Source organism: Micromonospora sp. CA-248212, from assembly GCF_050948405.1.
In the GTDB taxonomy this organism is placed as follows: Bacteria; Actinomycetota; Actinomycetes; order Mycobacteriales; family Micromonosporaceae; genus Micromonospora.
The window spans coordinates 5,533,038-5,547,051 of sequence record NZ_CP192023.1 but is presented as its reverse complement, the minus strand read 5'-3'; the positions used below and the strand labels follow the sequence as shown (position 1 = coordinate 5,547,051).

The window sequence follows — 14,014 nt, the reverse complement described above, 5'->3', positions numbered from 1 at the left end:
CAAGCGGGGCGGCCGTTCCGTATAGTTGAAACGGGGCGACCGTTCCGATTATAGGAGACGCCGTGTGGAGTGCGCGCGACATACCCCGGCTCGACGGCACCACCGCGTTGGTGACCGGAGCTACCGCCGGAATCGGCCTGGAAACGGCAATGGCCTTGAGCGCTCAGGGAGCCCACGTGGTGATCGGCGCTCGCAACGCGGCACGCGGTGCGGACACCCTGCGCGCGTTACCCGGCAGAGGCAGCGTCCTCGCCCTCGAACTCGCCAGCCTCCAAGCCGTGCGGCAGGCGGCAAGCGACCTCCACCAGCGCTTCGAGCGACTCGACATCCTGATCAACAACGCCGGCCTGTGGTGGCAGCCCGCACGGCGTACCCAGGACGGCTTCGAGTCTCAGTTTGGCGTCAACCACCTCGGCCACTTCGCGTTGACCGGTCTCCTCCTCGACATGCTTGAGCGGTCACCGGCCGGGCGGATCGTCACGGTCAGCAGCAAGGGGGCCGCCGCCGGGTCCGTCACGCACCTCGACCCCAGGAACCTCGACGGGTACCGGCCAGCCAAGGCCTACAACGCCGCAAAACTCGCGAATCTGCTGTTCGCGTTCGAACTGCAGCATCGACTCGCCGCGTCCGACTCATCGACGATCAGCCTCGCGGCCCACCCCGGTGGAGCACGCACCAGCCTGTTTCGTGACGCATCGCCAGGCTTCCGCATCGCCAACGCGACGATTGGGTGGCTGTTCACCCAGTCTGCCCAGGCCGGTGCGCTGCCCGTACTCCGGGCGGCGACCGACCCGCGGGCCGCCGGCGGCGAGTACTACGGGCCGGGTGGCCCCGGCCAGTTCAAGGGCGCCCCGAAACCGCAGCGGGCCCCGAAAGGCGCCTACGACCCGGCCACCCGACGTCGACTGTGGGAGATGTCCGAAGTGGCGACAGGCGTCGCCTACCCCTTGCGTGCCGAAGCTGCGCACTGACGATTCCTGCGGCCCGCCCCAGGAGGCCGGCCCTGGTCTGACCGGAGGACCAGGGCCGGCCGGGGGCCTACCGGGGCGACCCCGGTTCCGCCGGGTTACTTGCCGGGCGTACCTGCCGGTGCGCCGTGGCCGCCCGGGCCGCGGTGGCCGCCCGGACCAGGGAAGACGCCGGCCTCGACGGCCTTGGTGATGGCGTCGGCCTGCTCCTGGGTGAGTTTGCCGTCCTTGACCGCCTGGTCCAGCCGCTCCTTGAGCGCGGCCTTGCGATCCTCGGCGGAGTGGCGCTGCGGCCGGTCGGCCGGCCGGTGCTGCTCGCGGATCTTCTCCAGCGCGGCGGTCACCTTGTCGGTCGGCACGCCCAGCTCCTTGGCCAGATCCTCAGCGAACTGACCCTGCCGGTCGGCCTTGGCTCCGGGCGCCGGGGCGGTGCTGGCGCTCGGCGACGGCGAATCGGCGGCGAAGGCGATCGTCGGGGCCGCGATCCCGACGCCGAGGATGCCGGCGGCGGCCAGGCCGGCCAGCATGTGCTTCCTACTGATGGTGCGGGACATGCTCTCCTCCAGAAAGCTAGGTGATACGTGATGTCGTCACCGACAGTGACGGGTGAGCCTGGGCGCGACCCGTGGCGAACCTGTCAGCGAGCTGACAATCGAAGGCGGAAATCGGTTGTGTCGTCGCTTGTCGGGCGGTCAGGGTCGGTCCACCGCCAACGAAGGGACGTACGCCGAGATGAGAGTCGAGATCCGGGAGATCGCACTCGTCGAGCCGGACGCCGGCCCGTACGGCATCACGGTCGGGCCCGACGGCGCGCTGTGGCTGACGTTGGTCCACGGCGGCGGCATCGCCCGCCTGGACCCCGACGGCTCGGTCCGAACCCATCCGCTGGAGCCAGCCGGGGGCCGTCCGTTGATCATCACGACGGGTCCGGACGGTGCGCTCTGGTTCACCCGCTCCGGTGATGACCGGATCGGTCGGATCACCGTCGACGGCGAGCAGCGCACGGTCGCCCTGCCGGCCGGTACCGGGCCGGGTGGCATCGCGGCCGGACCCGACGGGGCACTCTGGTACGCGGGGATGACCTCCGACACGATCGGCCGGGTAACCACCGACGGCACGGCGACCGCCTTTCCGCTGCCGGTCACCGGCGGGTTCCCCTCGATGATCACCGCCGGCGCGGACCACGCCCTCTGGTTCACCCTCAACCGCGCGAACGCGATCGGCCGGATCGCCCTCGACGGCACGGTGAGGCTGTACCCGTTGCCCACCGCGGACGCCGGGCCGGTCGGCATCGCCCTGGGCGCGGACGGCGCCATCTGGTTCGTGGAAATCACCGCCGGCCAGGTCGGCCGGATCGACGTTGATGGCGTGATCGTCGAGTTCCCACTGCCGGACCGGGCCGCGCGCCCGCACGCGATCGTGGCCGACCCAGCGGGTGGGGCCTGGTTCACCGAGTGGGGCGCCAACCGGATCGGCCACCTCGATCCGACTGGACGATTCGAGAGCTACGCCCTACCGACCCCGCAGTCGGAACCACACGGCGTCGTCCACACCCCGGATGGGGTGTGGGCAGCCCTGGAAACCGGCGCACTAGCCCACCTGACCCCCTGACCCATACCCCTCCGACCCCCGGCCCCCGGCCCCCCCGGGCCCCCGGCCCCCCCGGGCCCCCGGCCCCCTGGCCTCCCGGCCCCCGGGCCCCCGGGCCCCCGGCCCCCGGGCCCCCGGCCCCCGGGCCCCCGGCCCCCTGGCCTCCCGGCCCCCTGGCCTCCCGGCCCCCTGGCCTCCCGGCCCCGGCCCCGGCCCCCTGGCTTCGTTGATCAAGAGGTTTGCGTCAGAATCCGGCCTGGAACTGACGCAAACCTCTTGATCAACGAGGTCGGGGCCGGGGCTGGGCCGGGCCGGGCCGGGTTGGGCCGGGCCGGGTTGGGTCGGGTGCCGGGCCGGGCCGGGGTCGGGCGGGGCCGGGGCCGGGCGCGGGGCCGGGTCGGGGTCGGGTTGGGGTTGGGGTTACTGGACTGCGGGGGTGACCTTCAGGGTGTTGGTTTCGGTGTCCAGTCGTGCTTCGGTGCCTACCGGGACGGTCAGCTGGTTGTGGCCGTGGCCGATGGGGAGGCCGCCGAGGACCGGTACGCCCAGGTCGCCGAGGCGTTCGGTGAGCACGTCGACGATCGTGGTGTCCCAGCCGTCGCCGCAGTCGGTGAACTGCCCGACCGCCACCCCGGCCAGCCCGTCCAGCGCACCGGCCCGGCGGAGCTGGGTGAGCATTCGGTCGACCTTGTACGGAGGCTCCTGCACGTCCTCGATCAACAGCACCGCGCCGGTCAGGTCGGGCAGGTCCGGTGTGCCGATCGACGCGACGAGCAGGCACAGGTTGCCGCCGAGCAGGGTGCCGGTGGCGCGGCCGGGGACGCGTACGTCGAAGGTCTCCTCGGTGGGGACCGCCTGAACGGTCACCGGCTCGGTGGTCATCAGCGCCGCGTGCAGGGACTCGGCGGAGCGCAGCGGCGTCCGCTCGTCCCGCCAGGCCGCTCCGGGGCCGTGTACCCCGGCCAGTCGGGCGCCCCGCCACAGGGCGAGCTGCAACGCGGTGATGTCCGAGAAGCCGGCCACCACCTTCGGGTCGCGGCGCACGGCCGCCATGTCGATGGCGTCGACGATCCGCTGGGCGCCGTAGCCGCCCCGGGTGCAGATCACCCCACGGATCTGGGGGTCGGCGAACGCCGCGTTCAGGTCGGCGGCCCGCAGGTCGTCGGTGCCGGCGAGGTAGCCGTGGCGGGCGTACGCGTTCGGGGCCGGTATCGGGCGCAGGCCCCAGCCGGTGAGCAGCTCCACGCCCCGGGCCACCCGCTCCGGCGAGGTCGGCCCGGACGGCGAGACGAGCAGCACCGTGTCACCCGGGCGCAGCACGGGCGGGCGGACGACGGTGGAGTCCTCGTTGATCACAACCGGAGAGCCTAGCCACCGCGCCGACACGACGGCCGCCAGCCGGTGGCACCGACCCGTGCCGGGGCGTGGCGGAGCGCGCCGCACCCGCTAGCCTCGACGGGTGGCAACCGCGCTGGTGATCGAGAACGACCCGACGGACGACGCGCGCCGGTTGGGTGAGTGGCTGACCGAGGCAGGGCTGGATTTGTGGGTGGTCCGCCCGCACGCCGGTGAGGAACTTCCCGCCGACCTTGAGGGGTACGCGGCACTGGTGGTGCTGGGTGGCGACCAGCAGGCGTATCCGCTGCCGGACGGCTCCCCCGGGGCGCCCTGGTTCCCGGCCGTGGAGGGGCTGCTGCGCAAGGCGGTCCGGTACCGCGTGCCGACCCTGGCCGTCTGCCTGGGCGCGCAGCTGCTCGCCACGGCGCATGCCGGGCTGGTGGAGCGGAGCCCGTCCGGGCCGGAGATCGGCCCCGGTGTGGTGGGCCGGCGCGACGCGGCCGAGCAGGACCCGCTGTTCCGGTACGTGCCGCTGATCCCGGACGTGCTCCAGTGGCACTCCGACGAGATCACCGAACTGCCCCGGGGTGCCACCCTGCTGGCGGCCTCCACCCGCTATCCGCACCAGGCGTTCCGGCTCGGCGACCGGGCCTGGGGGTTGCAGTTCCACATCGAGTGCGACACCGAGATGATCGGCGACTGGGCCACCGACTCGACCCTGCTCGCCGAGTTGGGCTACGACCCGGAGCTGGTGGTGGCGGCCTGCGACTCGGTGATGGTGGACGTCGAGGAGGTCTGGCAGCCGTTCGCCGCCCGGTTCGCCGCGCTGGCCCTCGGCGAGTTGGACGACAGCACGATCCGGCGCGGCCTGCCGCTGCTCGGGCACTGATGAGCCGGCCGACGAGGGCCCCGGGCCGGCTCGCCCGCTACGGCTTCGGCATCGCCGAGGGCGACGGCGGGGCCCGCGCCGCGGACCTGCTCGGCCCGGACGGGCTGGGTCTCTGGCAGCCGGAGGAACAGGAGCCGGTCGACGACGCGGCCGGGGAGCTGCTCGCCGCGCTGTCCCGGGCCGCCGACCCGGACCTGGCGCTGCGCCAACTGCACCGCATCGTCGAGGCGGAGAGCCGAACCAGCGCCGCCGGCACCCGCGCGGCACCAGCGCCGCCGGCACCAGCGCCAGCTCGCCGCTGCTCGCGGAGCTGCACGCCGACCCCGGGCTGCGGCGTCGGCTGATCGCCGTGCTGGGCGCGTCGTCGGCGCTCGGCGACCATCTGGTGGCGAATCCCGAGCACTGTATGACGCTGCGTACCGCACCGGACGGGCTCGCGCCGATCGCCGACGGTCGGCTGGAGCCGGCCGGCGACGGGAACCCGGTGGCGGTGCTGCGTGCCGCGTACCGGCTCTCCCTGCTGCGGATCGCGGCGGCCGACCTCACCGGCGGCCGGGCCCTGGAGCAGACCATGGCGGCGCTGTCCGCGCTGGCCGACGCGACCCTCGCGGCCGCGTACGAGATCGCCGTCGCCGAGTTGGCGGCGGGCACCGAGCGGCCCCGGCTGGCCGTGGTGGCGATGGGCAAGTGCGGCGGCGGCGAGCTGAACTACGTCTCCGACGTGGACGTGATCTTCGTGGCCGCCGAGGACGCCGACCTGCCCGCCGCGACCCAGGTGGCGACCCGGCTGATCTCCGTCTGCGGGATGGTCGCCTGGCCGGTGGACGCCGCCCTGCGGCCCGAGGGCAGTCGTGGCCCGCTGGTGCGTACCCTCGCCAGCCACCTCGCCTACTACCGCCGGTGGGCACGCACCTGGGAGTTCCAGGCGCTGCTCAAGGCCCGCCCGGCCGCCGGGGACCTGCCGCTGGCCCAAGAGTGGATCGACCAGCTCGCGCCGCTGGTGTGGAGCGCCGCCGAACGCCCCGAGGCGGTCGAGGACGTCCGCGCGATGCGCCGCCGGATCATCGACAACATCCCGCCGAAGGAGCTGGAACGCGAGATCAAGCGCGGTCCGGGCGGGCTGCGCGACATCGAGTTCGCCGTTCAGCTCCTGCAACTCGTGCACGGCCGCGGCGACGAGACCCTGCGGGCGCCCGGCACCATTCCGGCGCTGCGCGCGCTCGTCGCCGGTGGCTACGTCGGCCGCGCCGACGGGGAGTCGCTGCTGCGCGGCTACCGCTTCCTGCGCGCCGTCGAGCACCGGCTCCAACTCCAGGCCCTGCGCCGTACGCACACCGTGCCCACCGAGCCGGGGGCGCTGCGTTGGCTGGCCGCCGCGCTGGGTTTCGTGGCCACGCCGGGCCGCAGCGCCGTCGAGAGCTTCCGGGCCGACTGGGTCACCCACGCCACCGAGGTACGACGGCTGCACGCCAAACTGCTCTACCGGCCGCTGCTGGAGTCGGTGGCCCGGGTACCCGCCGACGGGCTGCGGCTCACCCCGGAGGCGGCCCGGCACCGGTTGGAGATCCTCGGCTTCGCCGACCCGGCCGGGGCGCTGCGTCACCTCCAGGCGCTCACCGGCGGGGTGAGTCGTACGGCGGCCATCCAGCGCACCCTGCTGCCGGTGCTGCTGAGCGAGTTCGCGGACGCGCCGGAGCCGGACCGGGGGCTGCTCAACTACCGCAAGGTCTCCGACAAGCTGGGCAGCACCCCCTGGTACCTGCGCCTGCTGCGGGACGGCGGTCCCGTCGCCCGCCGGCTGGCCCGGGTGCTGGCCCTGTCCCGGTACGTCGCCGACCTGCTCGCCCGGGATCCGGAGGCGCTGCGGCTGCTCGCCGAGGAGAACGAGTTGTCGCCGCGTCCGCGTCCGGTGCTGCGTGACGGCTTCCTCGCGGCGGCGGCCCGGCACACCGACCCGGTCGAGGCGACCCGCGCGGTGCGGGCGTTGCGCCGCCGGGAGTTGGTCCGGGTGGCCTGCGCGGACGTGCTCTGCCGGGCCGGCGCGCTCGCACCCACCCCGACCCGGGCGGACGGCACGACGCGGCCGTCACCCGGCCTGGCCGACATCACCGAGGTCGGTACGGCGCTCGCCGACGTCACCGACGCCACCCTCGCCGCAGCGCTGCGGGCCGCGCGGGCCAGCCAACCGGCCCCGGACGGGCTGCGGTTCGCGGTGATCGGAATGGGCCGCCTCGGCGGGTACGAGTCGAACTACCTCTCCGACGCCGACGTGCTCTTCGTCTACGACCCGCCCGCCGGCAGCAGCGAGAGCGCCGCCAGCGCGGCCGCGCACGCCATCGCGGAGGAGCTGCGTCGACTGCTCGGCGTACCCGCGCCCGACCCGCCGTTGGGTGTCGACGCCGATCTGCGCCCCGAGGGCCGGCAGGGTCCGCTGGTGCGCAGCCTCGCCGCGTACGCCCAGTACTACGCCCGCTGGTCCCGGGTGTGGGAGGCGCAGGCGCTGCTGCGCGCCCGGTTCGTCTGCGGTGACGCCGACCTGGGCGCCGAGTTCGAGGCGATGATCGAGCCGGTGCGCTACCCGGCCGACGGGTTGACCCGCGAGCAGGTCGTCGAGATCCGTCGGATCAAGGCCCGGGTGGAGACCGAGCGGCTGCCGCGCGGCGCAGACCCGGCCACCCACACGAAGCTGGGCCGGGGCGGGCTGGCCGACGTCGAGTGGGCGGTCCAGCTCGTCCAGCTCCGACACGCGGGCGCGATCCCGGAGCTGCGCGGCACGCGTACCCTCGATGCCCTCGCGGCGGCCGAGCGGGCCGGCCTGATCGATGCGGCGGACGCCGCGGAGATGGCCGCCGGCTGGTCCCTGGCCGCGCAGGTCCGCAACGCGCTGATGCTGGTCCGGGGCCGGGCCGGCGACCAGCTGCCCCGGCACGGCGTGGAGCTGGCGGGGGTGGTCCGGCTGCTCGGCCACGACGACCCGGGGGAGTTCCTCGACGAGTACCTGCGTACCGGCCGCCGCTCCCGCGCCGCCGCCCAGCGCGTGCTGGAGGGGTAGGAAGATCAGCCGAGGGTGTAGTCGCCGGCGCGGGGGACGGTGACGCTGGTCCAGTCCCCGTCGGCGGCGACGGTCGCGCCGCCGGACGCGGTCAGCCAGCGGCTGTGCCGCACCCGGACCGCCACCGGGCCGGCGGTCGGGGCCCGGAAGGTGACTGCCGCGCCGTCCGCGCGGACCAGCTCGGCGGGCGCGGCGACCAGCGGCGTCGGGTCGGCCACCGCCCAGACCCGCCAGTGCGGGCCGGACCAGGCCGGGGTCAGGTACGGTAGGCCGCCCTCGACGAGTTCCGCCTCGGCCCGCCCCACCCAGGACAGCGGGGCGTCCGGCACCGCCACGTACTGCACGGCGTTCTCCGCCAGCCAGGCCCGGTAGCTGGCCGGGGTGAGCGGCACGCCGGTGCCGGTCGCGCCCGGCACGGTGGTGAAGAAGAGCGGGTTGCGGTCGATGTCGGCCTGCCGCAGCCAGCCGCGGGCCAGCGGCACCTCACCGAGGCGGGCCGCCTCCCAGTAGTTGCGGGTCGGCGGCACCTCCACCCGGCCGGTGAGCCGCTGCCCGGCCAGGAACGCGCGCAGCGGCGCGTGATAGCCGGGCGCGCTGGTCGGGTCGCCGATGCTCCGCAGGTCCGCCGGGACCACCGGCGGCTGCCACCCGCAGACGGCCGCCAGCAGCGCGGCCAGGCCGATCCCACCCAACAGTCGGGCCGGCACGGGCCCGACAGCCGGCCGGCGGGCCAGGCGGGTCGACAGCCAGGCCGGCGGGCGGGCGGCGGCGGCCAGCACCGGCAGCGCGAACATCGTCGCCAACCGGGTCGCGTTCAACCCCACCGGCGTGTGCACTCCGGCGGCGACCAGCACCCCGGCGGCGGCCAGCAGCGCGCCGAACCGCACCGGCCGGTACGCCACCAGCGCCGCCACCAGCAGGCTCGTCACCACCGCCCGCAGGGTGTCGGTGCGGCTGATGTTCATCCAGCCGCCGTCGCCGAAGAGCACCGCGGTCGCGCCCAGCGGCACGGCCGCCGCGACGCCGAGCGCCAGCCCGTCGGCGTACCGGCGGGCCAGCAGCAGCGCCGCGCCCGCCAGGCCGACGAACAGGCCGGCCACCGGGCTCGTCGCCGAGGCCAGCAACGCGCCGGCCGCGGCCAACGCGACACGACGACCCGGGGGTACGCCCCGAGTCAGCGCGACCAGCGCAGCCAGCCCGAAGGCGACACCGAGGGCGTACGTCACCCGGCCCGAGACCAGGTTGCCGGCCAGCGTGACCACGCCGATCAGGCTGCCCAGCAGCGGACGCGGCACCAGGCTGCGGACCAGCAGCGCGGCCAGCGCGGTCGCCGACGCCACCAGCGCCAGCGCGCCGGTCACCCGCACACCGAGCACCGCCATCACGGGCTGCGACACCAGGCTGTAGCCGAACTGCTGCACCCCGCCGTACCAGCGCAGATCCACCGGGGTGAGGCCGTGGGCGGCGAAGAAGTCGGCGCGGGCGACCTGCGCGGAGAGGTCCGAGCCCATCAGCGGCAGGGCCAACCAGAGCGCGCCGAGCACGACGGAGCAACCGGCGGCCACCGCCACCACCCGACTGCGCCGCATGCCCACCTCCGTACCGCGACAACCGTACTGGCAGCATGTCCGGCGTGCCTCACCACCTCGCGCGCTGGACCGGACTGGCGGGATCGGTGCTTCTCGCCGTCGCCGCGTTCCTGGGCGGCGCCCTGCCCGACTCGCCCCTGCGCAGCAACCCGGTCAGCATCTGGCAGGGCGCGAACGGACCGCTGGTGCTCATCGCCTGGCTGGTCGGCACCGGGCTGCTGGCGTACGCCTGGTGGTCGCTGCGCGACGACGTGCCGTCGACCCGCTGGGCGCTGGTCACCGTCGGGCTCTGGCTGCTGCCGCTGCTGATCGCGCCCCCGCTGGCCAGCCGCGACGTCTACGCGTACGCCTGCCAGGGCGCCAGCTACGCCGCCGGGATCAACCCGTACGAGCAGGGTGTCTCCGCGCTGCCCTGCCCCTGGCTGGACACCATCTCGTACATCTGGCGGGACACCCCGGCGCCCTACGGGCCGCTGTTCGTGGTGCTGTCCGGCGCGGTGGTCAAGGCCACCGGCTCGCTGACCGGCGCGATCGTGGTGTTCCGGCTGATCGCCGTGGCGGGGGTCGCGCTGATGGCGGTCAGCCTGCCGGTGCTGGCCCGACGGGTGGGCGTACCGGCCTCCCGGGCGGTCTGGCTGACGCTCGCCTGCCCGCTGGTCGCCGTGCACCTGGTCTCCGGCGCGCACAACGACGCCCTGATGGTCGGCCTGCTCGTCGCCGGGCTGGCCGTGATCGCCTCCCGGCCCGGACGCCCCGGCCCGCTGCTCGCCGGTGGCGTGCTGCTCGGTCTCGCCGCCGGCATCAAGGTGACGGCGCTGGTCGTGGTGCCGTTCGCCGCGCTGGCCGCGATCGTCGGCGGGTACTCGATCCGCGCGCTGATCCGCCATGGCGGCTGGGTGGTCGGCGGCGCGGTCGCCGTCGTGGTCGGGGTGACCTTCGCCGCCGGCCTCGATTTCGGCTGGGTCGGTGGGCTGGCCCGCGGCGGTGACGTGATCGCCTGGACGTCGCCGTCCACGGCGGTCGGGCAGACCGTCGGCTACCTGGCGGTGCCCTTCGGCGGGCACGTCGACGCGCTCGCCGTCACCCGGGGGGTCGGCGTCGCGGTGCTGGCGGTGCTGCTGGTGTGGCTGTGGTGGCGGGCCCGCACCAGGGAGCCGCTGTGGTACGCCGCCGTGGCGCTGACCGCCACGGTCGCCCTCGCGCCACTGTTCCACCCCTGGTACTGGGTCTGGCCGCTCGCGGTGCTGGCGGCCACCGCCCGGCGTACCGGATGGTTCATCGTCGTCGCGCTGGTGGCGTCGTTCCTGGTGCTGCCCGATGGCACCGGGCTGCCCCGCTACACCAAGACGGTCGGGGCGCCACTGATGACGCTGTTGGTGATCGTGCTGGCCATCCGGTTGGTACGGTCGGCTCGGGCGGCCCGCCAACCGGTCGCCGCCGACTAGGTCGACCAGGGGGAAGGTGCGCCGGTGACCACTCCCGGCGCGCCTTCGCCGGTTCCCGGCCTGCTGGCCGCCCGGTTTGCCCGGTACGCCGGCCTGGTCGGCGCGGTCCTGCTCGCCGTGGCCGGGTACCTCGGCGGGGCGCTGCCCGACGCCCCGCTGAACGTCACGCCCGTGTCGATCTGGCGAGCCCCGGGCGGCGCGGCAACCTTGGCCTGCTGGCTGGTCGGCACCGCGCTGCTCGTCGGCGCCTGGTGGTCACTGCGCGCCGGTGCGCCGTCGAGCCGGTGGGCGTACGTCACCGCCGGGCTGTGGGCGCTGCCGCTGCTGCTCGCGCCGCCCCTGGGCAGCCGGGACGTCTACTCGTACGCCTGCCAGGGCTGGACCTACGCGCACGGTGTCGACCCGTACGCCGTTCCGGTGGCGGCGGCCGGCTGCCCGTGGGGGGAGACGGTGGCACCGATCTGGCGGGACACGCCGGCGCCGTACGGCCCGGTGTTCGTGCTGCTCGCGGCGCTCGCGGTGACTGTCGGAGGCGGGCTCACCGGCACTGTCGTACTGCTGCGGGTCATCGCCGTGGCCGGGTTGCTGCTGGCCGCGCTCTGCCTGCCTCCGCTGGCCCGGGCCACCGGAGTGCCGACCCGGCGGACGGCCTGGCTGGCGCTGGCCGCGCCACTGGTCGGCGTACACCTGGTGGGCGGCGCGCACAACGACGCCGTGATGCTCGGGCTGTTGCTGGGCGGGCTGCTGGTGGCGGTCCGTTGGCCGGGCCGGCCCCCCGCGCTGCTGCTCGCCGGGGCGCTGCTCGGGCTGGCGGTCACCGTGAAGGCCAGCGCAATCGTGGTGGTGCCGTTCGCGGCACTGGTGGGAGCGTCCGGCCGGACGGTGTTCCGCAGCGGCGCGTGGCTGGGCGGCGGGCTCCTGGGCGCGCTGCTGGTCACCTCGGCGCTGTCCGGCCTCGGATTCGGCTGGGTGGGTGGGTTGACCCGCAGCGGCGACTCCGAACAGTGGACATCGCCGCCCACCGCCGTCGGGTTCGTCGTCGACTACGCCGGCGCGGTGGTCGGGCGGGACCCGCAGGCCGTGCCGGTGACCCGCGCCATCGCGTTGGTGCTGCTCGCGGTCGTGCTCGTGGCCCTCTGGTGGCGCACGTGGCGGCGAGTTGCCACCGGTTCGGGCGGGCTGGCGGCTGGCTCAGGCGGGCTGCTGGACGCCTCGGGCGGGCTGGCGGTCGGCCGCGATGCGCTGTCAGCCGCTTCGGGCGGGTCGCCGTCCATTTCGGGCGGGTTGCCGGCCGGGGCGGCGCGGTGCCGAGCGGTACTGCACGGCGCCGGCCTGGCCCTGGTCGCCACCGTCGTCCTGTCCCCGGTCTTCCACCCCTGGTACGCGACCTGGCCGCTGGCCCTGCTCGCGCTCAGCGCCGTCCGGACCACGTGGTTCGTGCTGCCGGCCGCCGTGGCTGCCTTCCTGGCGCTGCCCGACGGCACCAACCTGGCCCGCTTCACGAAGGCCCCCGGCGCTCTCGCGATGACCGTCCTGCTCCTGTTCCTGCTTCTCCGGATGTGGCGGCACGCACCGGAGCGCTCGCTACGTCCCTGACCACCGGTCGGATGCGCGAAGATCGCGCTCGAACATGGATGTAGTGGCTTCTGGCGCGTTCGAGGCCACTACATCCAGGATCGAGCACGATTCCGGTGCGGTGCGGTGCGGTGCGGTGCGGTGCGGTGCGGTGCGGTGCGGTGCGGTGCGGTGCGGTGCGGTGCGGTGCGGTGCGGTGCGGTTAGCGGTGGGCGCTCGGCGCGGGGGGTCGGGCCAGTCGGGCGCGGACGGCGAGGGCCACCGGTAGCAGCGCGGGGCCGACCAGCGCGACCACGGCAGCCGTCGCGGCGAGCGCCGTCCAGTTCGGGACGAACGCGCTCCGCATGCCGTCCGCCGCCCCGGCCAGCGGTAGCAGGGCCAGCAGACCCACGGGGGTGAGCAGGATCAGCAGGGCCCACCCGCCCCGGTGGTCGCCGCGTACGGCCAGTCCCACCGCGAGCAGCATGGCCATCGCGAGCACCGCCACGGCGGTGTCCTGCAACATCAGAATCGCCCTCACCGCGCGATAGGTCCAGGCGAAACTTCCCGGCGTCAGGCTTGCGGCCGCCGCCAGGCCGACGACGGCGGCGAGCAATGGCGCCACCCGCAGCGACACCGGCCGCGCGCGGGACGCGCCGAGCGCGACCACACCCAACCCGACCTGCGGGAGCAGCACGAACAACGGTGGACGGGGCAGGCCGGTGAGCGCGGCGGCGGGGACGAGCGCGACCGTGAGAAGCAGCGCGAGCGCGACCGCGCGTCGGTGCCACCGGCTGGGTGCCAGCGCCTGCACACCTGCGGCGAGGAGCCAACCGACCCACGCCACGATGCCGAGCGAGACGAACGGCCCGGCGGACGGCTCGCCGAAGCCGGGCAGAGCCGGGCGCAGTTCGAGCACGGTCCACATGCCGGCGAGCGTGGTGGCGGTGAGCAGGGCCAGGGCGGCCGCGAGGTGTACCCCGGGGACCAGGTCGGTGACGCCGGTGGCGCGTACCCGTTGGCGGAGCCCGCCGCGGAGGAGGTCCACGGCGTCCGCCGGGGTGGGCCAGCGGCGGCCCGGCTCGGCCAGGTCCAGGTACGTGCCGACGATCTCGGCGCCCCGGGCCCGCCGGTAGTCGGCGGGGTACGCGGCGAGGAGCCGGAGGTAACGGCGCTCGAGCTCGGTCATGCGAGGCCTCCGGCGAGGCGTGGGGTGGTCGGTCGGGCGGCGCGGGCCCGTGCGGCGAGCCGGGCGGTGGCGGCCTCGACGTTGCGTCGCAGCCGTTCGGTCTCGGCGCTGAGGGTGGCGTCGCCGTCGGGGGAGAGGCGGTAGTAGCGGCGTAGTCGGCCGTCCACCACCTCCTCCCGGTCGACCTCGACGAGGCCGGCGTCGACCAGCCGGTCCAGCGCGCCGTAGAGCGTTCCGGGGCGCAGCGACACGCGGTTGTCGGAGAGGGCGGCGACCTCGCCGATCAGTCCGTAGCCGTGCATTGGCTCAACGGCGAGCGCGGTCAGGATCAGGAAGGTGGGTTCGCGCAGCGGTATGTCCACGGCGACAATATATCGGACCCGAAGGTATATCGGGGGGC

10 protein-coding genes and 1 pseudogene are annotated in these 14,014 nt (G+C 74.9%); 6 read left to right on the top strand and 5 right to left on the bottom strand.

What is annotated here, in order from left to right:
- Positions 1 to 62: 62 nt before the first annotated feature.
- Positions 63 to 971 (top strand): oxidoreductase, encoded by a 909-nt coding sequence (locus ACQP03_RS25890; protein ID WP_357134859.1) that lies wholly within the window; start codon positions 63 to 65, stop codon positions 969 to 971.
- Positions 972 to 1,066: 95 nt separating this feature from the next.
- Here the strand turns inward: ACQP03_RS25890 and ACQP03_RS25885 are convergent, their stop codons facing one another.
- The gene (locus ACQP03_RS25885) at positions 1,067 to 1,522 is read right to left on the bottom strand and encodes a hypothetical protein (RefSeq protein ID WP_357134858.1); all 456 of its coding nucleotides are present in this window, start codon (positions 1,520 to 1,522) and stop codon (positions 1,067 to 1,069) included.
- 178 nt (positions 1,523 to 1,700) lie between these two features.
- Here ACQP03_RS25885 and ACQP03_RS25880 point away from each other — a divergent pair, with 178 nt between their 5' ends.
- On the top strand, positions 1,701 to 2,579 hold the full coding sequence (locus ACQP03_RS25880; protein ID WP_357393427.1) for a Vgb family protein: 879 nt from the start codon (positions 1,701 to 1,703) through the stop codon (positions 2,577 to 2,579).
- Positions 2,580 to 2,978: 399 nt separating this feature from the next.
- On the opposite strand, the gene ACQP03_RS25875 is transcribed toward ACQP03_RS25880, so the two are convergent.
- Positions 2,979 to 3,914: a S66 peptidase family protein gene (locus ACQP03_RS25875; RefSeq protein ID WP_363661338.1), complete on the bottom strand. Its 936-nt coding sequence runs from the start codon at positions 3,912 to 3,914 to the stop codon at positions 2,979 to 2,981.
- A gap of 103 nt (positions 3,915 to 4,017) precedes the next feature.
- Here ACQP03_RS25875 and ACQP03_RS25870 point away from each other — a divergent pair, with 103 nt between their 5' ends.
- Positions 4,018 to 4,785, top strand: a complete 768-nt coding sequence (locus tag ACQP03_RS25870) for a type 1 glutamine amidotransferase (RefSeq protein ID WP_357134847.1) — start codon at positions 4,018 to 4,020, stop codon at positions 4,783 to 4,785.
- A pseudogene (locus tag ACQP03_RS25865) lies at positions 4,785 to 7,837 on the top strand (bifunctional [glutamine synthetase] adenylyltransferase/[glutamine synthetase]-adenylyl-L-tyrosine phosphorylase). Before ACQP03_RS25870 ends, ACQP03_RS25865 begins: the two are co-directional and overlap by 1 nt.
- 5 nt (positions 7,838 to 7,842) lie before the next feature.
- On the opposite strand, the gene ACQP03_RS25860 reads toward ACQP03_RS25865, so the two are convergent.
- Positions 7,843 to 9,426 (bottom strand): hypothetical protein, encoded by a 1,584-nt coding sequence (locus tag ACQP03_RS25860; RefSeq protein WP_396833260.1) that lies wholly within the window; start codon positions 9,424 to 9,426, stop codon positions 7,843 to 7,845.
- A gap of 44 nt (positions 9,427 to 9,470) precedes the next feature.
- On the opposite strand from ACQP03_RS25860, the gene mptB (ACQP03_RS25855) reads away from it, so the two are divergent.
- Positions 9,471 to 10,871, top strand: a complete 1,401-nt coding sequence (gene mptB / locus ACQP03_RS25855; protein ID WP_357170616.1) for a polyprenol phosphomannose-dependent alpha 1,6 mannosyltransferase MptB — start codon at positions 9,471 to 9,473, stop codon at positions 10,869 to 10,871.
- A 24-nt stretch (positions 10,872 to 10,895) separates the two neighbouring features.
- Positions 10,896 to 12,467, top strand: coding sequence for a polyprenol phosphomannose-dependent alpha 1,6 mannosyltransferase MptB (gene mptB / locus ACQP03_RS25850; protein WP_433458812.1), 1,572 nt, complete (start codon positions 10,896 to 10,898; stop codon positions 12,465 to 12,467).
- Between the two features lie 181 nt (positions 12,468 to 12,648).
- Here mptB (ACQP03_RS25850) and ACQP03_RS25845 read toward each other — a convergent pair whose 3' ends face one another.
- Both ACQP03_RS25845 and ACQP03_RS25840 read right to left on the bottom strand, forming a co-directional pair.
- On the bottom strand, positions 12,649 to 13,614 hold the full coding sequence (locus tag ACQP03_RS25845) for a hypothetical protein (protein ID WP_433458810.1): 966 nt from the start codon (positions 13,612 to 13,614) through the stop codon (positions 12,649 to 12,651).
- On the bottom strand, positions 13,611 to 13,976 hold the full coding sequence (locus ACQP03_RS25840) for a PadR family transcriptional regulator (protein ID WP_355051491.1): 366 nt from the start codon (positions 13,974 to 13,976) through the stop codon (positions 13,611 to 13,613). The genes ACQP03_RS25845 and ACQP03_RS25840 overlap by 4 nt, the downstream gene beginning before the upstream one ends.
- Positions 13,977 to 14,014 lie beyond the last annotated feature (38 nt).